The following is a 21194-nucleotide window of genomic DNA, read 5'->3' as shown; positions in this document are numbered from 1 at the left end:
CATGCCGGACACCTCGGCACCCGAGTCACCCCTCAGGAGCTACCGAGCCATCACCATGAATCACCGAGCTTGCATCCCCAATTCCGCGGCAGCCGTCGCCTGGTCCATCGTCCTGGCCGGAGCCCTGATGCTCCTGCTCGCCTGTGGCGGCCCTCCCGGCGAGAACGGACCGTCGGCAGCCGAAACTCCGAGATCCGGCGAGGCACCTCAGACCGACGGCAGCGAGGCCTGGCATCGCCACGACCTCTGGCTCGACGATCCCTCCATCGCCTACCAGCCGGAAGAGCTGGGGCAGCAGAAAGCCTGGTCCCGACAGGTCGTCTATCTGGGAGCCAACGAGGTCCGCGAGCTCGACAAGGTAACGGCATTCCAACGCCAACAGATTCCGCGCCTGGCCGCCTCCGAGGTGCGCGCCCTGCAGCAGGTCGCCGGCAGCCGCCTGGTCTTCACCGTCGAGGTGGGAGATCAGCCCTACTTCTCCTTCATCCCCCTGGTCGACCGCCGCCACCCCTGGGCCACCCTCTACCGCGTCTCCGCCCGGGCCCTCGGTGAGCCTTCCCAAGGCGGGGCGGAGGAGCAAGTTCTGCACGAAGAATGGGTGCGGGTGCGAGCGCTGCCGGCCCAGGCGGCGGTGACCGTCAGCCTCGAAGCCTTCGCCGGCCAGACCATCGAGCTGCTGCTGGACGCCGAGATGGAAGAGCCCGTGGCCCAACGGCCGCGGCCCCGCCGGGCTCAGTGGGTCAGCCCCGCGGTCTACTATCGGGCGCCACTCTCCAAGGATTCCAAGGCCGGCGAGGCTCGCCAAAACGCCTCCGCCCAACGCCCCAACATCCTGCTCATCGGCGCCGATACGCTGCGTGCCGACCACCTGGGAGCCTATGGTGCCAGCCCCAGCCTGACCCCCGGCCTCGACCGGCTGGCGAAGGAGAGCGACGTCTGGCTCAACGCCACCTCCTGCTTCAACGTCACCAACCCCAGCTTCATCTCGCTGATGACCGGCCTCTACGGCAAGAACCACGGCATCTACGACCTCACGACCCCGCTGCCGGACAGCTACACCACCCTAGCCGAGGTCTTCTCCGACGCCGGCTACGACACCCTCGCCGTCATCGCTGCCCGCCACCTGCGCCACCGCAATTCGGGGCTCGGCCAGGGCTTCGACGAGGTCACCGTCTCCGGCCTCCACTTCGCCGCCGAGCTGGTGGCGGATATGGGCATGGATTGGATCGCCGAGCACACCGAGAACGGCGACGCCCCGTTCTTCGCCTGGCTGCACATGTTCGATCCCCACACCCCTCACACGCCGCCGGCCCCCTTTGGCCTGGGCTTCCACCCGGACCGCTCCTACGGCCTCGCGCCGGTGGACCGGTGGCTGCTCCACCGCACCCCCGGCTGGCCCAGCTATACCTACATGCCCCTGGGGGGCAGCAGCGAGCTCTACGCCGGCGAAGTGAGCTATCTGGACCGCCAGGTGGACCGGCTGATGGACTTTCTCCGCTCCCGCGGCCTGCTGGAGAACACCCTCGTGGTCTTCATCGCGGACCACGGCGAAAACCTCGCCGACCACGGCGTGCGCTATGGCCACCACGGACTCTTCGAGACCACCGTCCACGTGCCGCTGATGGTGCGCTGGCCAGGAGCCGAAGGCACCGGACGGCGCTTCGAGGAGTTGGTACAGAACGTCGACGTCTTCCCCACCCTCCTCGCCGCCGCCGGCCTGGAGGCTCCGGAGAGCGACGGCACCGATCTGCGCGCCATCGCCGACGGCGAGGAGCGTAGCCACCGGGCCGTGTTCAGCGAGCACTCCCACGCCCTGGGCACCCGCATCCGCACCCGCGACCATTCCTACATGGTCAGTATGGGCAACAACTTCTACGAGGACGGCCGTTATCTCTTCGACCTACGGACAGATCCCGGTGAGGAGAACAACCTGGCGGGCACCGGTCTGGCGGTAGAGGACGAGCTCCACCGGGCTCTCCAAGGCTGGCTCCAAACCCGCCGAGAGACCGACACGGCCCTCCCCGCGGACCTCACCGAAGAGGACATCGAGCGCCTGCGCGCCCTGGGGTATCTCTGAAGAGGCCCGAAAGAGGCACAGGATAGTGGCCCAGTTTGAATGGAGCGAGGACTCCGAGGCGCCGAGGCCTGAGCGAGTTCAAACTGGGACACTAGCCGACCAGGAGAATCAATCCCCGGAAGGCTCCTCCGCCTCCTCCTGGCGTTTGCGCCGGGAGCGCTCCACCATCCACGCCGCCCCCGTGCCCAGCAGGTAGAGCAGGATGGTGGGCACCGCGAAGAGGCAGAGGTTGACGATGTCCGGGGTCGGCGTGATCACCGCCGCGGCGATGAAGATGATCAGCACCGCCCAGCGGAAATGGCGCATCAGGAAGCTCGAAGTCACCAGCCCCAGCATCGAGAGCAGGAAGATCAACACCGGCAGCTCGAACATCAGCCCCAGGCCCAGAATCACCGTCATCAAGAAGCGCAGGTACTGACTCGCGGCGATCACCGCCTGGAACTCTTCGCCCATGCCGAGGAGGAACTCCACCGCGAAGGGGAAGGCTACGAAGTACGCGAAAGCACCGCCAGCGAGGAAGAAGAAGGTGCTGACCAGAATGAAGGGAACGGCGTAGCGCTTCTCCTTCTGGTACAGCCCCGGCGACACGAAGCCCCAGAGCTGGGTGAGGAAATAAGGCGAGGCGAGGAATATCGCCGCCAGGGCCGCCGTTTTGAAATAGAGCAAAAACGGCTCGCTGACCGAGAAGAAGCTGAGCTTCTGATCACCGGGCAAATAGGGTTCGATGGGGGCCTTGAGGAAGTTGAAGATCTCGCGGTGAAACGTCCAACACACCATGAACGCCAGAGCGAAGGCGATCAACGAGCGGAAAATCCTCCCCCGCAGCTCCTCCAGGTGCTCCACCAACGACATCGCCGGCAGCTCCTCGTCGCCATTGCCGCCGTCGGGAGGGACAGCGGGAAGCTGAGAGTCCTCCAGCTTGGATTTGGCCGACAGGGACCGGCCTGGAGCAGACCGGTCTTGGGCAGATCGGTCCGGTCGAGATGGGTCCGGGGGCTTGGGCGGATCGGATGTCATCGGTGCGAGGAAATCAATGGGATGAGCTCTCAGGCGTGGCGGGCCGCTCAGCTTTCGTCGGCGTCGGGAGCCCTGTCGGGGGAGCTAGAGCCCTCGCCGTCGGTCCGGGAGGAGTCGGCAGGCGTCACCGAGCCGCGGGCGACCCGCCCCTCTCTCGGCTCTCGTGGCTCCCGCAGATCCGGCAAGTTCTCGTCCGGAGCGTTCCGGACCCGAGGCTCCGCCGGCGAGTCGCCTTCCCGCAGCGAACGGCGAGACAAAGCCGGCCGCTCCTCGTCGTCGTCCAGGCTCAGCTCCGCGTTGAACGTGCGCTTGAGATCGTTGGAAGCGCGCCGGAACTCGCCCAGCCCCTTGCCCAGGGTGCGCCCCAGCTCCGGCAACCGTTTGGGGCCGAAGATGAGCAGGGCCAAGACGATGATGAACGCGACTTCCGGAAATCCAAGACCAAACATGAGTTCTCCCGCGAAGCATCTTCCGGCGGTAGAACAGGAAAGTCAAGCTGACCAATCCCGATGTTAGGATGCCCACCATGATGAAAGCCTGGCGCAATTTTTCCATCCTCGTCTTCGTCCTCAGCCTCGTCGTGGGCGGCCTCTACGCTACCCACCTCCAGGCCCTCACCGCCGAGACCCGGGACTCCATGAGGCTCTACACCGAGCTTCTCACCAAGGCCCACGAGAACTACGGCGGGGACGTCACCTATCGGGATCTGGTCTACGCCTCCATCGCCGGCATGACCCGCACTCTCGATCCCCACACGAACTTCCTGCCCCCCCGCGCCTACGAGGGCATGCGGGAGCGCCAGCGCTCCAGCTTCTACGGCCTGGGCATCCTCATCGGTCTGCGCAGCAGCCGGGTGACCGTGATCACCCCCATCGAAGGCGGTCCGGCGTCGCGGCTGGGCATCCGCGCCGGCGACATCATCGACACCATCGACGGTGAATCCACCGAGTCCCTATCCCTGGACGAAGCGGTCTCCCTGCTCAAAGGTCCCAAGGGCACCGAGGTGACCATCACCGTGCTGCGGGCCGGCCTCTCCGACCCGCTGGAGATGACCGTCACCCGCGCCGAGATTCCGCTGACCACCGTGCGCCACTCCTACATGCTCACCCCCGAGGTGGGCTACATGCGGATCACCGACTTCAACCGCGGCACCGGCAAAGAGGTGGCGGAAGCGCTGACCGGGCTGAAAGAACAAGGGATGCAGCGCCTGCTCCTCGATCTGCGCAACAACGGCGGCGGCCTCCTCGACCAGGCCATCGAGGTCGGCGACCTCTTCGTGCCCGACGGCGGCAAGATCGTCGAGACCCGCGGGCGCACCCGCAACTCGCACCAGACCTTCTTCGCCGAGGGCGAGCACCCGTCCCTCGACATCCCGGTGGTGGTGCTGGTCAACAGCGGTACCGCTTCCGCCGCCGAGATCCTCGCCGGCGCCATCCAGGACCACGATATGGGCATCATCGCCGGCACCCCCACCTGGGGCAAGGGCCTGGTGCAGACCGTCTACACCCTCTCCTACGGCGCCGGCGTCGCCCTCACCACGGCCCGCTACTACACCCCCTCGGGACGCCTGATCCAGCGCGACTACAGCTCGCCCTACGACTACTACGCCTACAACCCCAACACCGATACCGACGAGGACGGTAACCTGATCCTCTCCCAGCCGCCGGAGGGTGAAGAGGCCTTCCTCACCGACCTGGGCCGCCAGGTCTACGGCGGCGGCGGGATCACCCCGGACATCCTGGTGGAGCTGGACGAGGTCTCCCCCTTCCTCCAATTCCTCCACACCCGCAACGCCTTCTTCGACTTCGCCGTGGAGTACAGCAACACCCACGACATCCCCGACCGCAGCTGGACCCCGTCACCGAAGATGATCCGGGACTTCGAGACCTGGATCGAAGGCAAAGAGTGGGGCGGTGAACAAGAGCTGGAGGAGAACCTCGCGGACCCGGAAACCGCCGACTACATCCTGCGGCAGATCCACGCCGAGGTCTTCAACTCCGAGTTTGGCCAGGACGCCTGGCACGAGGTTCTCTCCCGCGGTGATCGCCAGATCCAGCGCGGCCTGCAGCTCTTCGGCAAAGCCGGTGACCTCCTCGCCAGCCGCCAAGACCTGCAAGAAGAAATCGACCGCCGCGCCGCCCTCGAGCGCGACTGAGCCCGGCTTCAACGATCCGGCCGGACCCCACCGCCGCCAGCAAATCACTCCTGGTTCCCCTGCCGGGCCAGAAGGCGGGCCAGAAGGTGGTACCCACTTGTTGATCCGCTAGCTTCTAGCCGAAAGAGATTCCTGGTTCCGCTGCTCCAGCGGCGGAACCCACCACGCCTGGAGCGAGAGCCCAAACGCTCCTGCCCCCCTCTCCAGCGGGGCCTCGCCAACCTCTATCAGTGCCTGATCAGAAGGTGGTACCCACTTGTTGGCCCCAGACGCAAACAACCGGTCCGCCGTAGCGAACCGGTTGTTTCTTCGAGGCCTCGAGGGCCCCGTAGCCTTCCCTAGCGGGGAAGAGCTGTCTTCAGAAGCTCCCCGTCTTTAGAAACCCATGTTGTCGACGCGGAAGTTCCGCTCGCCGATCAGCACCTTGAAGCCCGGAGGATCGTTGATGTCCACCACGAAGACCTGCACATTGTGCGGGCCGTCCGCGAATTGGGACGTGTCGAGGGTGAACGACCAGCCCGGCGCCGGGCTGTCCGGGTAGTTCGGGAAGGGGTAGCGGGCGCTGACGCCCGGCCGGATGGCGCCGTAGAAGGCGTCGCCGACCTTCTCGCCGTCCACCCAGATCTCGACCCGCTCGACCCCGGCGGCATCCAGGGCCCAGCCGTTGAAGACGACGGTGTCGTTGACGATCTGGCCGTTCCTGGGCATGAAGATCTGACCGAAAGCGGCCTCGTCCGGCTCGTCGGCACGGCAGCTGAAGAAGACCGGGATCTCGGCGATATTGGCTACCTGCCCGGAGATGTCCCCGGCCCGGATGGTCAGTACGTGGAAGCCCCGGACGAAGCCGAAGTCGATCAACGCGCCGATGTTGAGGGCGAAGCGGAAGCCCGCCCGCGGGGAGTCCTTGTAGCCGGGGAAAGCCCGCTCCACGTCCTGGCGCACCAGACCGGCGCAGTTGTAGAGGAAGCCACTGGCCTCGTCGAAGAAGCAGTCGGTGCGGGTGTTGGCCAGGATCGAACCGTCGACCAGGAGCTCCAGATAGCCGATGCCCTCGTCACCAATCTCCACTCCGGCGTCCAGCGCCCAACCGTCCACCACCGACAGCGTGCTGAAGTTGTTGCAGTCGCCGAAGAGGTCGGCATTGCGCGGCGGGAAGCCGATGCTGCCGAAGGGCGCCAGATTGAGCACCGTGTTGGTGAACTGCAGCTGCTTGGCGGGCAGGAAGGTGATCTCCCCCGTCAGGCTGCGACAGCGCGGCTGCACCGTGTACAGGCCGTTGTGGTAGCGGGTGGTGTCGAGATTGAACCCGAAACCCGCCGCCGCCGAATCCGGGAACGACGGATAGCGGTTCTCGACGCCGGTGCGCCGGCGCCCGTAGTCCGCCCGGCCGACGATCCGGCCATCAACGAAGATGTCTACCGAGGCGACGCCATCGTCGTCCAGACACCAACCGTGGATCGGAAGATTGCCGCCGCCACCGTTACCACCACCGGCGATACCGCCGAAGGAGCCGAAGGGGGCAGCCGCCAACGCCGGGCTGGCTATCCACAGCAGCCCAACGGCGAGTCCCAAAAGAGTGATGCGCTTCATGTCCTGCACCTCCAACCGCGTTCTTGACGGCTACCGTTGATCCTCGAAAAAGCTAGAAGAATCCGTCACATCGACAGCGCTGGTTCAAGTCTTACATGAACTTTTCGCGGCAGTGTACCGCCCGTTATACTCAAAAGTCAATGAATGGCCGCTCGCCCGTGGAGCCCACTGGTCCATGGAGCCCACTCGCCCGTGGAACATTCTCGGGCTGCGCTTCCATCCCGACTCTCGCCCTCACGACTGGGCGCCATTCTCCTCCCGCCCTGCACAGCCGTCCAGGTAGCCTGCCACCAGGGACGGCAAAGCCTCCAAATCGTAGCCGCCTTCCAGCACCGAGACCATACGGCCACCACAGACTTCGTCCGCCAGCTCCGCCAGCTGAAGCCCCAGACGGCGGAAGGCGTCTCGACTCACCGCCAGGCCTCCCAGCGGATCGCCTTTCCAGGCATCGAAACCGGCGGAGAGCAGCAGCGCTTCCGGCCGGTACTCCCGCAGCGCCGGAAGGATGATCTCCTGCACCGCCGCTTCCAGCTCGTCGTCACCACTGCCGGCGGCCAGCGGCGCATTCACCGTCGTTCCCTCTCCAGCCCCCCGGCCACGCTCCGAAGCCGCGCCGGTACCGGGGTAGAAGGGAAATTGGTGCGTGCTGGCGTAAAGCACGTCGCCCCGCTCTTCGAATAGGTGCTGGGTGCCGTTGCCGTGGTGGACGTCGAAATCGAAGATGGCGACGCGCTCCATCCCGTGGCGACGGCGCAAGTACTCCGCTGCCACGGCGACGTTGTTCAGATAGCAGAAACCCATGGCCAAGGCATGCTCCGCATGGTGCCCCGGCGGACGCACGGCGGCAAAGGTCCCGCCGCCCTCGGCCAGTTGATGATCCACCGCCGACAACAAGGTCTCTACCGCTCCCCAGGCCGCGTCCCAGGTACCGGCAGACAGGGGATTGTCGGCGGAATCCAGCAGTCCATCGCCCCGCGCGACACAGCGCTGAAAGCGGTCGACATAGGCCGGATCGTGGATTGCCCGCACCATCTCGTCGGCAGCTTCGTGGTGGGCTTCGCGCACCATCGGGTGTCCACGCTGCTCCAACTCGTCGAGGATCCCCTGAAGACGCCGCGGCACCTCCGGGAACCCTGCCGGCGAGGAATGCTCGAGGCAACGAGGGTCGGTGAAGACTCGAATCATGGGGTGGCATCATAGACGATCCCCAGACGAACTGCGAGTCCCACCGCCTCATGCGGGCCCCCGGCCGGCAAGGCGAAATCCCCGGCGCCCCAGCTTTCGGCGCAGCCGGCTGATCACCGTATCGACGGCGCTAGGACTCAAGCTCTCCCCAAGACGCCGGGCGATTTCCTGACTGGAGCATCCCTCCAACAACGCCAACCGCAGGATCGCGCGATTGCGTCGCGGCCGCAGTACGTGGGTGGTCAGGCGCCGACAGCAGCGGGCCAGCTGAGTCAGCCGCTCCCGAGCCAGCAGCCGCGCCTCCGGATCTTCCGTGGAGTCCAGAGCTACCTCGGACAGCGGCGTGGACAACCGCACCCGCCGCTCTCCATGAGCGCCGCCACGACGCTTGAGCGCCGAACGCCGCCGCAGGTGATCCAACACCAGCCGCCGACAGGTGGTGCGCAGGTAGGCGTGAGCCTGGCCGGCGTAAACTCCGCGGAACTCCCGCAGACGGCGGCCTTCATCTGCCAGCAGGCGACAGTAGAGATCTTGAGTCAGCTCCTCCACCTCTCCTCGGCCGGGAATCCTGCCCCGCTCGACCAGCAGCGCGGAGCGGATCCAGCCGCGCACCAGGGGATCGAAGACGCGCACCAGCTCGCCCCAGGCGCAGGATTGCTGGGGAGAGCGCGGTTTTTGGGCAGAGCGATGCCACAGCCGTTCGTAGCCGCAGCGGCGCAGGAGCTCACAGGTAGGGTCGGAAATCATCGTCCACTCCTCTCGTCGAGGGAGTGGAGGTGCGGATCGGCAGGAGCCGTGGACTACGGCGGAAGGCGCGAGCCCCAGAAGCTCTGGGCGGCAAGGGGAACGGACGGTAAGCTCTCAGAAGATACCATAAGTGACGTCTATGCCGCTTCGATGAAATCCGCCGGGGATCCCGAGCCGGCGAGCAGCCCGCCCCATACTCCTGCCAAATTGCTAGAATCCCTCTTCCCGAAGCCGTTGTTCGCTCCAGGGCAGCCGGCACGATCCACCCGCTCTCACACCTCCGGAAGGCCTTCGATGAATCTCTTCGCACCCTCCCACCATCGCTCTTCATCTCCGGGCACCTCATCTTGGCGCTCTACTCTGAAGTCGTTCCGGATGCTGGTAACGATGCTGGCGCTGCCGGGAATGCTGCTCGCGATGGCGGCCTGCGGATCTCCCTCAGGCTCTTCCGACACCGAGAGCCCCTCCGGCGAGGCCGGTGGAACAGAAACCGCCACGGCGACGACGCCCGCCGAACTGGCCGGGGCGGCGGAGGGGTGGAACGTGCTCCTGCTGTCGGTGGACACCCTGCGCGCCGACCGCCTCAACGCCTATGGCTACGGCGAACGCACCACCAGCCCGGCCCTCGACGAGCTCTTCGCCGGCGGCGTGCGCTTCCAGCAGGCCTCCGCTCCCCGGTCCATCACCTGGCCGTCCCTCGCCTCGGTGCTCACCGGCCTCTACCCCAGCGGCCACGGGGTCTTCGAGAACGGCTACGAGCTGCCCGAAGACTTGCCCACCTTGCCCCTGCGCCTCGACGCCGCCGGCTACCAAACCGCGGCCTTCCTGAGCAATATGTGCCGCGCCGGCCATCGCGGCTGGGATGCCTTGCGCTGCAGCCAGGGCCGGGACGGTCGCACCCTGCAGTGGGCGCTGGAGTGGAGCGACACCCTCGACCGAGAGCAGCCGTTCTTCCTCTGGGTGCATTATTTCGGTGCCCATTCGCCGTATTACAACGGCGGTGACCTGGCAGCCCGAGAGCTCGACCCCGACTATCAGGGGGACCTGATCCCCAAAAAGTGGCGCCTGGACCGGGTGATGGAAGAAAAGGAAGAGCTGGACGCGGCGGACCGCCGGCACCTGGACGCCATCTACGACGCGGCGGTCATCGGCAGCGACGGCCTCTCCGGCCGGCTGCTGGCGGGGCTGCGGGAGCGCGGCCTGCTGGAGCGTACCCTCGTCGTCTTTCTTTCAGACCACGGCGAGGATCTTTACCAGCACAACGGCTACCTCTACCACGCGTGCTCGGTGTATCAGTCTTCGCTCCACGTGCCCCTGGGCTTCGTGGCTCCGGGCTTGATCCCGGCGGATTCGGCGGTGAGCCAGCCGGTGGAGCTGACGGACGTGGCGCCGACGATCCTGGATCTGCTGGGACTGCCGCCCATCGAGGAGGCCCACGGCCTGTCCCTGCGCCCCTACCTGGAGCGCCCCCAGCGCGGCGGCGCCGGCAAGCCCGCCTACACCGAATACGGCGACACCCGGATCCACACCGTCCTCAGCGGAGATTGGAAGCTGGTGGTCAATCCCGACAAGCTCACCCCCTTCTGTTTCGGCGGCGGGCCGGCGGACCTCTACCCCATCGAGGCGCTGGAGCTCTACAACCTGGCCGAGGATCCCTTCGAGCAGGAGAATCTTTCCACCCAGCACCCGGCCCGGGTCGCCGAGCTCCAAACCCTCATCCGCCAGCGCTTCGCCGGCCTCGCCCAGCGCACCGAGCGCCAGGACATCCCCGAGGAGCTGAAGGAAGAGCTACGCAGCCTCGGGTACGTGGCCAACTGAACGGCTCCCCTTCCCCCCGCAACCATCCGCCCCCACGAAAAAACGGCGGCTGTTCCTCTCGGGAACGCCGCCGTTTTTCTTGAACCGCCCGGGTTCGGATCGTGGGCGATTCGAATCGCTGAAAGGCTTGCCGCCCTCAGCGCATCTTCTCTTCTTTGAATTCCACGTGCTTGCGGACTCTCGGGTCGTACTTCTTCAGCACCAGCTTCTCGGTGGAGTTCCGCTTGTTCTTGGTGGTGGTGTAGAAGTAGCCGGTGCCGGCGGTGGAAACGAGCTTGATCTTGTCGCGCATGGCTGCTTATCTCCTAGGTCTGGCCTGATCGTCGCTGTTGGGGAGCAGCTCGGCGACCCACGGCCCCGAACTCGCAGATCGTAGAAGCTACCCCACTCCCCAGTCATCCGTCAAGCCCGCCTCCGGCGGCCGCGGTGCTCCCCCAGCTGCCCGATTCCGCGCACAGCCCCGTGCGGAATCGCGCGGCGAAAGCTCTCCTCTCCACGCCCAACCGCCCCTCGGGACCGACCTCGCCCACAGCAGAAGCAGCGCAAAGCACTGATTAGAAGAGGCTTACTAGGACTACTCGCACTCCCGGCGCAAGCTGGCATCACCCTTGCCATTTAGGAAAGCAACTCGACCTTGAATCGGCTCCCGCCGGTTCCCATCAACGCCCCCGGCCGCTGCCGATCACGGCCAAGGTCCGGGCAAAGCAAAGGAGAAACCATGTTTTCCACCTCCCTTCCCACCCGCGTCCTCCTCAGCGCCGTCGCTCTCGTGCTCTGTTTGGCGGCGGTGCCCGCCACCGCCGACTGCTGGGACGATGCCGCCGATCTCTACGACAGCTGCATCGACATGCAGTTCATCTTCCACGGGCAGCTCTACACCGCCTCCGAGGAAGCCTGTGCGGAGCTCTCCGGCGAGCACATCAACGCCTGCCTCGTGAGCATGGGCAAGACCAACCCCGAGTACATCGAGTGCGGGCTCCAGTACACCTACTACTGCGTTGGCTACATCGGCCCGGTGGACGCCTTCACCCATGCGCCGGACAAGCACTTCTGCTCGGAGTACATGTTCGTGACCCGGCAGCTGAACTGCTACTGATCCACCGGCGAAGCTGAACGCCTCTTCCTCTGCCACCCGCGGCCGAGCCTTCAACATTCTTGGAGGCTTGGCCGCGGGTTGTTTGGGGCTATTGGTTTTTTGGGACTATTCGCCGCCCTCGGCCTCCAGCCCATGCTTGGACAGCCGCCGATAGAGCGCCGTGCGGCTGATTCCCAGCAGCTCCGCGGCGCGGGTCTGGTTGCCGTCGCAGCGCTCCAAAGCCTGGACGATGGCCCGCCGCTCCAGGGCATCGAGGTCGAGTTCCTCCGGCAACCCGCCGGCGACCTCCCTGACCCCACCGGCTCCGGACTCCGCCAGATCCTCCGCCAACGCCCCCTGCACCATGGCGCCGTCGAGCACCTGGGCGTGGGCCGCTTGCAGCACCAGCCGCCGCACCACGTGCTGAAGCTGGCGCACGTTGCCCGGCCAGGAATGCTCCACCAGCCGTTCCAGAGCTTCCCGCGTCAGACCTCGAACACCCTGCCCCGCCTCCTCCACCGCTCGGCGCAGGAAGTGCTCCACCAATGCGGGAATGTCTTCTCGCCGTTCCGCCAGCGGCGGCACCCGCAGTACGCAGCCGGCGAGGCGATAGTAGAGGTCGCGGCGAAAGCTGCCCTCCTCCAGCCGCTCCGCCAGACGGATATTGGTGGCCGCGACCACCCGCACGTCGACGTTCACCGGCCGCCCGCCCACCGGCGTCACCTCCTGCTCCTGCAGCGCCCGCAGGAGCTTTGCCTGGAGCTCCGGCGACATCTCGCCCACCTCGTCCAAGAAGAGGGTTCCTCCCTCCGCCTGCTGGAAGCGTCCCCGCCGCTCACTCACCCCCGTCGCCACGGCCTTGCCGATGCCGAAGAGCTCCGCCTCCAGGAGCTCCGACGGGATGGCGGCACAGTTGAGAGCGACGAACGGGCCCTTGCGGCGGCGAGAAGAGAGGTGCGCTGTGCGGGCAATCCCTTCCTTGCCAACCCCTGTCTCCCCCACCACCAGGATCGGCAGATCCGATGGCGCCACCGCTGCGAGCTCGAAGAAGAGCCGCTCCGCCGCCGGCGAGGAACCCCGCAGATAGCCTTCGGGAACGACCAGTCTCGAGCTCCCGGCAGGACGCGCATTGACCGAGAACTCTCTTGAGTCCATCTCTGGAAGGCTCCGCCGGGCCCAAGCCAGGAGCAAGTCCCACCAGGCCAGATGCGGGCTGAGGACAAAGGTAGAGCTGGAGCCAGCGCTGGGATCGCCGCCGCCCCACAACAAGGCCGCCACCCGACGCTGCTCGGCGGAAGATCGTGCTTCGACGGCGCCCAGGATCCAAACTCCACCGGACGCCGCGGAGATTCGTCTGGCGTCTGCAGTACCGGGCTCACCCCCTTGCTCGCCCACGGCCTCCAAGGCTTCCCGCGGCGGCCGGCCGGAGGCGGCGAGGATCGCCGGCGGCGTCCCCGGTGCCATGTCCAGCAGCGCCGCGCCGGCGGCCCCGAGCCTGGTTGCCAGCGCTGCCAGGGCCGGCGCCAGCGAGCCACCGGAACGCAGCGGCAAATGAGACGTGAACGCGGCGAGAGCCACCAGGCCCTCCCCCTCCCGCCCCCAGGAGACCGCCGGCTCCGCCTCTCCCATGAAAGGGGTCTCGAAAGCCGCCGAGCTTTCTCGTCGCTGCCTGGCCCCCTCGCCGAGAGAGCCGCCGCCCAGGTCCGCGGCCGGCCCGGAATCCAAAGCCAGCCCGGAGTCCAAAGCCAGCCCGGAGTCCAGAGCCAGCCCGAAGTCCAGAGCCAGCAAGTCCGCGGGCAGGGGATCCAGGGTCAGCTCCACCGGGCCGAAGCGCACAGCCTCCCCGGCCCCCAGCTCGGCGCTATCCACTCGAAGATCTCCGACGAAGGTGCCATTCTTGCTGGCCAGGTCCTCCACCGTCACCCGGTCGCCGTCCACCAAGAGCAGCGCATGGCGCTTCGAGACGCCGGGCTCCGCCAGGACCACCCCCCGGCCGGGCCGCGAGCCGACGCGGTTGATTCCCGAGCCCAGCAGGAAGGTCCGCTCTTCGCCGCCCACCACGCCGCGCAGGGTCCAGCGGCGGGCTCCCTGGGCCGTCACCCGTCCACCTCGATCATGGGCCCTCCCGACCGGCAAGCCATTGCTCTCCTCTCGCCACCTGCGGCGCCGCCCGGTCTCCGAGGGAGCGAAGAGTCTCCAAGGCCTGGCGCACCAAATCCAGTCCCCGGGGCACGTCCTCCCCCGCTTCGTAGAGAGCCCGTCCGAGGGCGAACTGCATCAAGGCCTTGTCGAACGGATCGGCCTCGGAAGCATTCATCGCCGCCATAGCGGTCTCGAGGGGAGCGACCCCGTCTTCGGCCCGCCCCATGGTCACCAGAAGGTCACCCAGCTCGCCGCGGAGCTTGGTCAGACGAGCATCCTGGAGCTGGGCTCTCTCACCGATGGCGAGGGCCCGCTCCAGGATCTCCAGGGACTCCTCGTAGCGCCCTTGGCGCTTGCGGATCTGGCTGAGCAGCGCCAGCGAGAGGACGCGATCCGGGCTCAGCTCCAACCCTGCCTCCAGCTGCCGGGCAAGGCTGGTTTCCAGAGCCTCGGCGGCGCGCTCCGGCTCGCCCGCCCCGAGATAGGCGATGGCGATGTTGTGATACGCCTGATACGGAGAATGAAGCGTGCCTTCCGGATGCTCCAAGAATGCCTGGAAGTGCTCTATCGCCGCAGCTCGCTCCCCTTTCATATTGGCCACCATGCCCAGGGCAAACTCCAAGCCCGCCTCGAGATCAGGGCGGGATCGGCGCTCCACCGCCGCCCGCGCCAGCCGGCTCCAATGTTCCACCCCTTCGAGATCTCCGGCGAATCGCCGGTTGATCACCAGGAAGATCAAGGCGTTGGCCAGGACCTCGTCATGGCGACTCTCCAGAGCCAGCTCCACCGCCTCCAACATCATCTCCCGGGCACCCGTGAGGTCGCCGCCAAAGACTTTGCTCCGAGACAGCTCCAGACGAGCTTCCGCCGCCAGAGGCTCATAGCCCAGCTGGTCGATCTCCGCCAGCACCTCCGGCGTCCGGTCGATGACCTCCTCCAGCTGTCCGGCTTGGGCGCGCGCGCGCAGCTCCGCGACCTCTTCCCGCAAGACCTCCACCCGCTGCTGAATCGCAGGATCCGCCGGCGGCGCCTTCAACGCCATCAGAGCCCCCAGATCGCTGCACCCTTCCAGGGCCGGCAGACGCAGCACCGCCGGCACACGCCCCAGATCCGGAGCCTCCAGATCTCCCAAGACATCCACCGCGGCCCGCACTTCGAGCAGCCGGTGATCCAGGCAGGCCACCTGGAGGTCGAGCATCGCCTCCGACTGCTCCCCCCGCAGGCGCGTCGCTTCACAAGCCTGGATCCGCGAAGTCCGCCAGCGCTCGGTGTAGTCGCCCAGAGAGCGCTGCACGAAATTCCAAGCGGACTCCGCCATCGGAGAGCCGGAAGCCAGCAGGGAGCTCTGCAATTCGCTCTGCGCCGACTCTCCCCAAACCGCCGCCAGCTTGGCATCCGCGCCCTGGCACAGCTGCCCGGGATCTGCGAATCGATACGAGCTCCAGGCCACGGCCCCCAAGATCATGAGGAATCCCGCCGCCAGCGCCGCCCATCGCCAGCGCCGCGCCGGATCCCGACGCAACGCCGACAGCAAATCTGCCAAAGACGCAAAACGCTGGCCCGGCTCCTCAGCCAGCCCGCGCTGCAACACTCGATGGAGCCAACGAGGAACCCGGGCGCCGGAGGCTCTCTCGTCCCCCTCCTGCCCGGAGCGGTCCGGCCTCTCTACAGAAAAAGCAGCCCGGCCATAGAGAGCCTCGTAGAGACAGGCGCAGAAGGAGAATTGATCGGATCGGTGATCCGCGGCCTCGCCGCGGCGCTGCTCCGGCGACATGTAGGCCGGGGTTCCGACGGCGCCGTGCTGCTGGGTCACCGGCGCCGCCAGCAGCCTGGCGCTGCCCTCGGAGGTCCCCGCCGAATCCTCCGACAACGAATCTTCGACGGCTCGGTCCACCAGCCGGGCGAGACCAAAATCCACCAGCACGCCGCGGCCGTCCTCCGTCACCATGACGTTGGAAGGCTTGACGTCGCGGTGAACCAAGCCGGCCTGGTGAACGGCGTAGAGCCCCTCGCCGAAGTCGAGGAAGAGCCGCACCACTTCGCGCCAGGATCGGCGCTTCTCCGCCAGCCACTGGGCCAAGGTCCGCCCCTCGATGAGCTCCATCGCCAGGAAGAACTGGTCCCCTACGGCACTGGCGTCGTAGACCCGCACCAGATTCGGGTGCGCCAGCTGGGCGATGGCCTTGGCCTCCCGCACCAGCCGAGCGCGCGCTACTTCCGACTGCAGGAGATCACCGCGCAGGACCTTGATCGCCACCTTGCGGTCGAGCTCCGGGTCGAAGGCCGAGAACACGACTCCCATGCCGCCCTGTCCCAAGGATTCCAGGAGAAGGTAGCGGCCGAGGGAGAGACCGCGAACCTCTTCCGGCGAGGGCTCCTTTCCGTCCTTTCCAGGCCGAGGAGGGAGAGGGCCTAGGGATTCTGTGACGTCATGGCTCATGGATTCGCAGTAGACCGATCCCACAGGGACGCCGTCCGCTGGCCGTCAGGAGCAGCAACGGAGCCCGGGAGGAAAGGCGGTGTCTTGAACAGATTCTACGAGCAGCGTCGCGAAAAGATTTGGCGATCCTTGCAAGATCTACCGTCACCGTCCGAAGACTTTGCTTCTGCGGAAGCCGTACGAAACTGACGAGCGTGGAGACCGAGAAGACCGGAACGGCCTGACGGGATGAAAATCGGTCTGAGAGAAAGGCAGGTTGGGAAGGAAGAGATAAATGGCGGGGCCGACGGGACTCGAACCCGCGACCTCCGGCGTGACAGGCCGGCATTCTAACCAGCTGAACTACGACCCCGCGTCTCTTCCAGCGGCGGCAGAGGTTATCAGAAGGTCTCGGCGAGATGCCACAATTTTCTCGTGGCCGGCCGATTTTTCCTTTTCCACCCCTCGCTGACGAAATCTCAACGCCTCGAAAGCCGTTGAAGCCCGTCGCCAGGAGGCTTGGTGGCCTCAAAGCTCGGTGGGAGGTTGCCCTGGTGGGAGGTGTGGGATTCGAACCCGCGACCCCCTGCGTGTAAAGCAGGTGCTCTAACCAGCTGAGCTAACCTCCCCGCCGCCAGAGCCGCCAATGGTAACCGCCGTCTTAGAACAAGTCAATGACACCGTCCGGGAGTGTCGTGTCCTGGTCTGAGTCCTGGGAATCCTCCGAGACGGCGATCGCCAGCGAGGGCCGGCACGGATTCCGACCAGGAGGCGGCCGGCTGCGACGTGGCGCTCTTTCGGTGGCATGAAGTTTTCATGCAAGAATGGTGAAGCAGCCCGGCTGGCCTAACCGCTCCGGCTGCTTCGGACACACCAAAGCAACCTCATAGGAAGGAGCCTTCATACCCATGTTCACCCTCCCAGACCTTCCCTACGCCCACGACGCCCTCGAGCCCCACATCGACGCGCGCACCATGGAGATTCACCACGGCAAGCACCACCAGGGCTACGTCAACAAACTCAACAAAGCCCTGGAAGGTCACGCCGAGCTGGCCGGCAAGAGCGTCGAAGACCTCATCGCCAACCTCTCCAGCGTGCCTGAGTCCATCCGCACCGCGGTGCGCAACAATGGTGGCGGCCACCTCAACCACAGCCTCTTCTGGCCCACCATGAGCCCCAACGGCGGTGGTGCCCCCGGCGGTGACCTGGCGTCGGCCATCGAGCGCGACCTCGGCGGCTTCGACAAATTCAAAGAGACCTTCGCTGGCGCCGCCGGTGGCCGTTTTGGCTCCGGCTGGGCCTGGCTGGTGGTGGACGGCGGCAAGCTCGCCGTCACCTCCACCGCCAACCAGGACAACCCCCTGACCGATGGCAAGACTCCCATCCTCGGCCTCGACGTCTGGGAGCACGCCTACTACCTGCACTACCAGAATCGCCGGCCGGATTACGTCAGCGCCTGGTGGAACGTGGTCAACTGGGATCAGGTGGCCAAGAACTTCGCCAACGCCGGCTGATTTCGTTCAGCACGGGCTGCTAGCCAACCTGCCGGGCCCAACGGGCTCGAAATGAAAAGGGCTCCCACCACGGGAGCCCTTTTTTTGTTGCCTCTCTCGAGGGCCCTCTGCCACCGGGTGGCCATCATCTACGCCTCCTACCCCCCGAGTCACATCCCACAGCCCAGCCAAGGCCATCCCAGGCTCTACCCGCAGGAAAGTTCCTCCGAGAGCTTCCTCCGCTCACTCACTGCACACCAGAAGCCCGCAATCCCCTTGATTTCATGGACAAATCCGCCCCGACGCCGGCATCCAGCCTCGGGGTAAAGTTTGAATATACAGAAGTTTGCACGACTCCGCTCAACGAATGAGCACCAATGACAACCGAGCTGAGCGCATGTTCAAGGTATTTTCAATAGAGTCTCTCTATGATTACAACGATCCGAGATGGATTGAGCAGCATCGAGACGCAGATCAAGCAGCAAATGAAGAGCGAATCGAGCAGCCGTTGACTGCACGACCACCGAAGCCAAGGAGGAGACACCCATGACCGCCATCAGCACCGCAGAAGCTCACAGCATCCAGACACCGCCGGCTCCGACCCCCGCCCCGCGGAAGCACCTGACCAAGGTCTTCAAGGCTCTGTCCGACGGCACGCGACAGGAGATTCTGCGCCTACTGGAGAGCAACCAGCGGACCGTTGGCGAGATCGTCGGCAACTTCAACCTCTCCCAGCCGACCATTTCCCGCCACCTCTCCGTGCTCAAGGAAGCGGACCTGGTGGTGGATCAGCGTCAGGGGCAGAACGTCATCTACCGGCTCAACGACGAGGCCCTGTCCACGTCCATGCGCAGCTTCTTCGGCCAGTTCCGCAGCTGCCAGCACTCCTTGCGCTGAGCCTGACGGCCACGCGGCGACGACCAGGCGCCGGGGATCCAGGGGAGCTAGGTCTTCAACAGTAGGATCTCCAAACCGAAGGGCCCTCAGCCGCCGACACCAAGCATCCGACCGCCGGAGCATCGGGATAGCACCCTCCTCTTTCCCGCAGCTCCGGCGTCTTTGCATTTCCCAACTAGCCTTCCCCTGACGACAGCGCTATACTCCAGGATCCGTCTGGGGGAAGCCCTCCGGGCGAGAGTCGTGGATTCTCTTCCACGGGGTCCGCGCTTCGTCACGGCCCATCAAACAACAAGGCGGTGTAGCTCAGGTGGTTAGAGCAAACGGCTCATAACCGTTGTGTCGGGGGTTCAAGTCCCTTCACCGCCACCATTCCGGTATCCACCATCGCAATCCGGAGTAGCGACCTCCGGAGCCGGCTCCTCCGCCAGCTCCGCCTCCACACGCCGGCCCTCTGCGGCCAGCGCATCCTCGTCGCATTCTCCGGCGGCCCCGATTCCACGGCCCTCCTCGCCCTCCTCTCCGAGCTCGCTGCGGAACGCCCGAATCTCCCGGACGACCAAGCCACCCCGAAGCTGCAGCTCTTCGCGGCCCATTACGATCATCGCCTTGACCCCGACTCCCGGCACCGCGCCCGGCGGGCTCAGGAGCTGAGCGAGGAGCTCGGCGTCCCCTTCTGCCTCGGCCACCGCGCGAACGACGAAACCGCCGACGCTGGGGAAAGCCCGGAGGCCGCGGCGCGGCGGCTGCGCTACCGCTTCCTCGAAGCTCAGCGGCGCGCCCTCGATGCCCGCTTCCTGCTCACCGCCCACCACCGTGACGACCAGGCGGAAACCCTCCTCCTGCGCATGCTCCACGGCACCGGCATCGAAGGACTGGCGGGAATCCGGCACCGTCGGGGCACTCTGCTGCGGCCACTGCTGGGCCAAGATCGCCACGACCTGCGGTCGTACCTTGCCGCCCGCGGGCTCGAGCCGATTCTCGACCCCACCAATCAGGACCTCCGCGTGCCACGCAACGCTCTACGCCACAGTGTCCTGCCCCACCTGGCGCGCCGATCGCCGAACCTGGTGCCGCGATTGGCCCGCCTCGCCGACGCCGCCCAGGGCGCCCGCCGCCGTCTCGACCCTCTTCTCCAACAGGCTCTCGAGCCCCACCAGGCCTTTCGCGGAGTGGCGGTGCGCCGACAGCGACTGCAGGCCCTGCCGCCGGAGCTCCTCGCCCCCGCCCTGGCCCTGCTCCACCGCCGGGCCGGCAGCCCGTATCCCGCCCGCGCCGCCGCTCTTCAAGAGCTCCGGCGCCAGCTCGCGGCGGGGCGGCAGGTGGGTTGTGATTGCGGGGGCGGCTGGCGTTGGGAGCAGCAAGGAGAATGGCTCTCTCTTCGACATGCCCCACCTCCAACACCACCTTTCTCTTATACTCTGGAAGTTCCGGCCGAAGCAGCGGTCCCATCGGCCGCCCCTTCGCAGGTCGGCCCCACGCACGCTGAGCCCGAGCAGGCCGAGCTCCAAGAGACCGTTCACGAACGGGTCCTTCCGGAGCTGGCGGTGCGCATTCGGCTGTGTCGAGGGTCCGCGGCCGCGGAGGCGGAGAGCCCGGCGCCGACGGGCCCAGAAGCTGGGGATTTATCCCTCGGCGCCCCGCAGACCGCGCGAGCAAGGCTGGTACTCGTACCGGGGGATCGGCTCACGATCCGCAATCGCCGCCCCGGCGACCGCGTCCAGCCCGCCGGATCGAGCACCCGCAAGCGGCTGAAGGAGGTGCTCATCGATCGCCGAGTCCCGCGCTCGCAACGCGATCAACTCCCCCTCCTATGCATTGGCGGAAATATTGCATGGGTTGTCGGGGTTACCGTCGACGAGCGTTTCCGCAAGCGGGACGGCGGAAACCCATGGATTTTCGAGGTGGAGCCCGCATGAACACGCGCAAAGATTCGAGCAGCCGGTCCGACGGATCGGATCGGCAGTCCGCGGAGACCCAGCCTCCTGGAACCCAGGCTGTAGAAAGGCTGTATGGCGCTGACGCCATCCGGGACCGCATCGGCGCCACCGGGCGTCACCTCCTGAGCCTCGACGCCGACGACCCGCTGGTCGTCTCTCTGCTCAGCGGCTCGGTGCAATTCCTCATCGACCTGCTGCGCAGCATCGGCAACGACCTACGCTACGAGTTCATCCACGTGGACAGCACCGAAGGCGAAGGAGACGGCATCAAAGAGCTGCACTACCCGATCCCGTTCCAGGTGCAGGGCGCGGACATCCTCTTGCTGCGCGACGTCACCGCCACCGGCGTGATCGAGAATTATCTAGTGGAACAGCTCGAGCAACAGGGGGCCCAGCGGGTGCGTACGATCTCGCTGGTCAACGTCCCCGCACGACGCACCACCGAGTTCGAAGCCGAATACAGTCTGTTTACCGCCCCCCCGGAGGTCCAGAGGCTGGTAGGCTACGGTATGAAATATCGAGGGCGCTACGGAAACCTGCCTTACATCGGGCAGCTCTCCTGATCGCCCGGGTGCCGCTGGCGGCGCCCCATCAGACAAGGAAATCGACCATTGAATTCTGCCACGCTCAAAACTCTCT

General features: G+C 66.3%; 16 protein-coding genes and 3 tRNA genes. 9 read left to right on the top strand and 10 right to left on the bottom strand.

All coding sequences use genetic code 11. From position 1 onward, the window contains the following. Window positions 1-55 precede the first annotated feature (55 nt). Window positions 56-2077 carry a sulfatase gene (locus tag SX243_02300; protein MDY7091782.1) on the top strand — a complete coding sequence of 674 codons (2022 nt, stop codon included), beginning with the start codon at window positions 56-58 and terminating at the stop codon, window positions 2075-2077. Window positions 2078-2185: 108 nt separating this feature from the next. Here SX243_02300 and tatC read toward each other — a convergent pair whose 3' ends face one another. Together tatC and SX243_02290 are read right to left on the bottom strand one after the other, a co-directional pair. Beyond that, entirely contained in the window at window positions 2186-2929 is a 744-nt protein-coding gene (tatC, locus tag SX243_02295; protein MDY7091781.1) for a twin-arginine translocase subunit TatC, read from the bottom strand. Window positions 2930-3141: 212 nt separating this feature from the next. Further along, window positions 3142-3543: a twin-arginine translocase TatA/TatE family subunit gene (locus SX243_02290; protein ID MDY7091780.1), complete on the bottom strand. Its 402-nt coding sequence runs from the start codon at window positions 3541-3543 to the stop codon at window positions 3142-3144. Between the two features lie 77 nt (window positions 3544-3620). Between SX243_02290 and SX243_02285 the strand changes: the two genes are divergently transcribed. Then, a complete protein-coding gene (locus SX243_02285; GenBank protein MDY7091779.1) occupies window positions 3621-5249 on the top strand; it encodes a S41 family peptidase in 1629 nt (542 codons plus the stop codon). A gap of 375 nt (window positions 5250-5624) precedes the next feature. On the opposite strand, the gene SX243_02280 is transcribed toward SX243_02285, so the two are convergent. From SX243_02280 to SX243_02270, 3 genes are all read right to left on the bottom strand, one after another. Then, window positions 5625-6839 (bottom strand): Ig-like domain-containing protein, encoded by a 1215-nt coding sequence (locus tag SX243_02280; protein MDY7091778.1) that lies wholly within the window; start codon window positions 6837-6839, stop codon window positions 5625-5627. A 234-nt stretch (window positions 6840-7073) separates the two neighbouring features. Next, window positions 7074-8024, bottom strand: coding sequence for a histone deacetylase (locus SX243_02275; GenBank protein ID MDY7091777.1), 951 nt, complete (start codon window positions 8022-8024; stop codon window positions 7074-7076). A 48-nt stretch (window positions 8025-8072) separates the two neighbouring features. Further along, entirely contained in the window at window positions 8073-8771 is a 699-nt protein-coding gene (locus SX243_02270; protein ID MDY7091776.1) for a sigma-70 family RNA polymerase sigma factor, read from the bottom strand. A 375-nt stretch (window positions 8772-9146) separates the two neighbouring features. On the opposite strand from SX243_02270, the gene SX243_02265 reads away from it, so the two are divergent. Next, a complete protein-coding gene (locus SX243_02265) occupies window positions 9147-10589 on the top strand; it encodes a sulfatase (protein MDY7091775.1) in 1443 nt (480 codons plus the stop codon). 136 nt (window positions 10590-10725) lie between these two features. Here SX243_02265 and rpmG read toward each other — a convergent pair whose 3' ends face one another. Next, window positions 10726-10881, bottom strand: a complete 156-nt coding sequence (gene rpmG, locus SX243_02260) for a 50S ribosomal protein L33 (GenBank protein MDY7091774.1) — start codon at window positions 10879-10881, stop codon at window positions 10726-10728. A gap of 426 nt (window positions 10882-11307) precedes the next feature. Here rpmG and SX243_02255 point away from each other — a divergent pair, with 426 nt between their 5' ends. Continuing rightward, window positions 11308-11685: a hypothetical protein gene (locus SX243_02255; protein ID MDY7091773.1), complete on the top strand. Its 378-nt coding sequence runs from the start codon at window positions 11308-11310 to the stop codon at window positions 11683-11685. A gap of 105 nt (window positions 11686-11790) precedes the next feature. On the opposite strand, the gene SX243_02250 is transcribed toward SX243_02255, so the two are convergent. From SX243_02250 to SX243_02235, 4 genes are all read right to left on the bottom strand, one after another. Beyond that, window positions 11791-13800: a sigma 54-interacting transcriptional regulator gene (locus SX243_02250; protein ID MDY7091772.1), complete on the bottom strand. Its 2010-nt coding sequence runs from the start codon at window positions 13798-13800 to the stop codon at window positions 11791-11793. After that, a complete protein-coding gene (locus tag SX243_02245) occupies window positions 13778-16246 on the bottom strand; it encodes a serine/threonine-protein kinase (GenBank protein ID MDY7091771.1) in 2469 nt (822 codons plus the stop codon). The genes SX243_02250 and SX243_02245 overlap by 23 nt, the downstream gene beginning before the upstream one ends. 275 nt (window positions 16247-16521) lie before the next feature. Next, window positions 16522-16598 (bottom strand) — tRNA-Asp (locus SX243_02240). A 179-nt stretch (window positions 16599-16777) separates the two neighbouring features. After that, a tRNA-Val gene (locus tag SX243_02235) sits at window positions 16778-16854 on the bottom strand. Between the two features lie 279 nt (window positions 16855-17133). Between SX243_02235 and SX243_02230 the strand changes: the two genes are divergently transcribed. The 5 genes from SX243_02230 to SX243_02210 all read left to right on the top strand — a co-directional run bounded on the left by SX243_02230 (window position 17134) and on the right by SX243_02210 (window position 21118). Further along, window positions 17134-17739 carry a superoxide dismutase gene (locus SX243_02230; protein ID MDY7091770.1) on the top strand — a complete coding sequence of 202 codons (606 nt, stop codon included), beginning with the start codon at window positions 17134-17136 and terminating at the stop codon, window positions 17737-17739. 525 nt (window positions 17740-18264) lie between these two features. Continuing rightward, on the top strand, window positions 18265-18615 hold the full coding sequence (locus SX243_02225; protein MDY7091769.1) for a metalloregulator ArsR/SmtB family transcription factor: 351 nt from the start codon (window positions 18265-18267) through the stop codon (window positions 18613-18615). A gap of 295 nt (window positions 18616-18910) precedes the next feature. Further along, window positions 18911-18987: transfer RNA gene (locus SX243_02220), tRNA-Met, on the top strand. Next, a complete protein-coding gene (tilS, locus tag SX243_02215) occupies window positions 18987-20534 on the top strand; it encodes a tRNA lysidine(34) synthetase TilS (GenBank protein MDY7091768.1) in 1548 nt (515 codons plus the stop codon). Before SX243_02220 ends, tilS begins: the two co-directional genes overlap by 1 nt. Beyond that, window positions 20531-21118 (top strand): hypothetical protein, encoded by a 588-nt coding sequence (locus SX243_02210; protein ID MDY7091767.1) that lies wholly within the window; start codon window positions 20531-20533, stop codon window positions 21116-21118. Before tilS ends, SX243_02210 begins: the two co-directional genes overlap by 4 nt. Window positions 21119-21194: the final 76 nt, after the last annotated feature.

Source organism: Acidobacteriota bacterium (assembly GCA_034211275.1).
Lineage (GTDB): Bacteria > Acidobacteriota > Thermoanaerobaculia > Multivoradales > JAHZIX01 > JAGQSE01.
Note: the sequence above shows the minus strand (reverse complement) of the source record. Positions and strands in the feature narration are given on the sequence as shown.

Bases quoted from the DNA above. Each gene is read 5' to 3' on its own strand.
- SX243_02300 (MDY7091782.1), top strand. From the start codon at position 56: ATGAATCACCGAGCTTGCATCCCCAATTCCGCGGCAGCCGTCGCCTGG.
- tatC (MDY7091781.1), bottom strand. From the start codon at position 2,929: ATGTCGTTGGTGGAGCACCTGGAGGAGCTGCGGGGGAGGATTTTCCGC.
- SX243_02290 (MDY7091780.1), bottom strand. From the start codon at position 3,543: ATGTTTGGTCTTGGATTTCCGGAAGTCGCGTTCATCATCGTCTTGGCC.
- SX243_02285 (MDY7091779.1), top strand. From the start codon at position 3,621: ATGATGAAAGCCTGGCGCAATTTTTCCATCCTCGTCTTCGTCCTCAGC.
- SX243_02280 (MDY7091778.1), bottom strand. From the start codon at position 6,839: ATGAAGCGCATCACTCTTTTGGGACTCGCCGTTGGGCTGCTGTGGATA.
- SX243_02275 (MDY7091777.1), bottom strand. From the start codon at position 8,024: ATGATTCGAGTCTTCACCGACCCTCGTTGCCTCGAGCATTCCTCGCCG.
- SX243_02270 (MDY7091776.1), bottom strand. From the start codon at position 8,771: ATGATTTCCGACCCTACCTGTGAGCTCCTGCGCCGCTGCGGCTACGAA.
- SX243_02265 (MDY7091775.1), top strand. From the start codon at position 9,147: ATGCTGGTAACGATGCTGGCGCTGCCGGGAATGCTGCTCGCGATGGCG.
- rpmG (MDY7091774.1), bottom strand. From the start codon at position 10,881: ATGCGCGACAAGATCAAGCTCGTTTCCACCGCCGGCACCGGCTACTTC.
- SX243_02255 (MDY7091773.1), top strand. From the start codon at position 11,308: ATGTTTTCCACCTCCCTTCCCACCCGCGTCCTCCTCAGCGCCGTCGCT.
- SX243_02245 (MDY7091771.1), bottom strand. From the start codon at position 16,246: ATGAGCCATGACGTCACAGAATCCCTAGGCCCTCTCCCTCCTCGGCCT.
- SX243_02230 (MDY7091770.1), top strand. From the start codon at position 17,134: ATGTTCACCCTCCCAGACCTTCCCTACGCCCACGACGCCCTCGAGCCC.
- SX243_02225 (MDY7091769.1), top strand. From the start codon at position 18,265: ATGACCGCCATCAGCACCGCAGAAGCTCACAGCATCCAGACACCGCCG.
- SX243_02210 (MDY7091767.1), top strand. From the start codon at position 20,531: ATGAACACGCGCAAAGATTCGAGCAGCCGGTCCGACGGATCGGATCGG.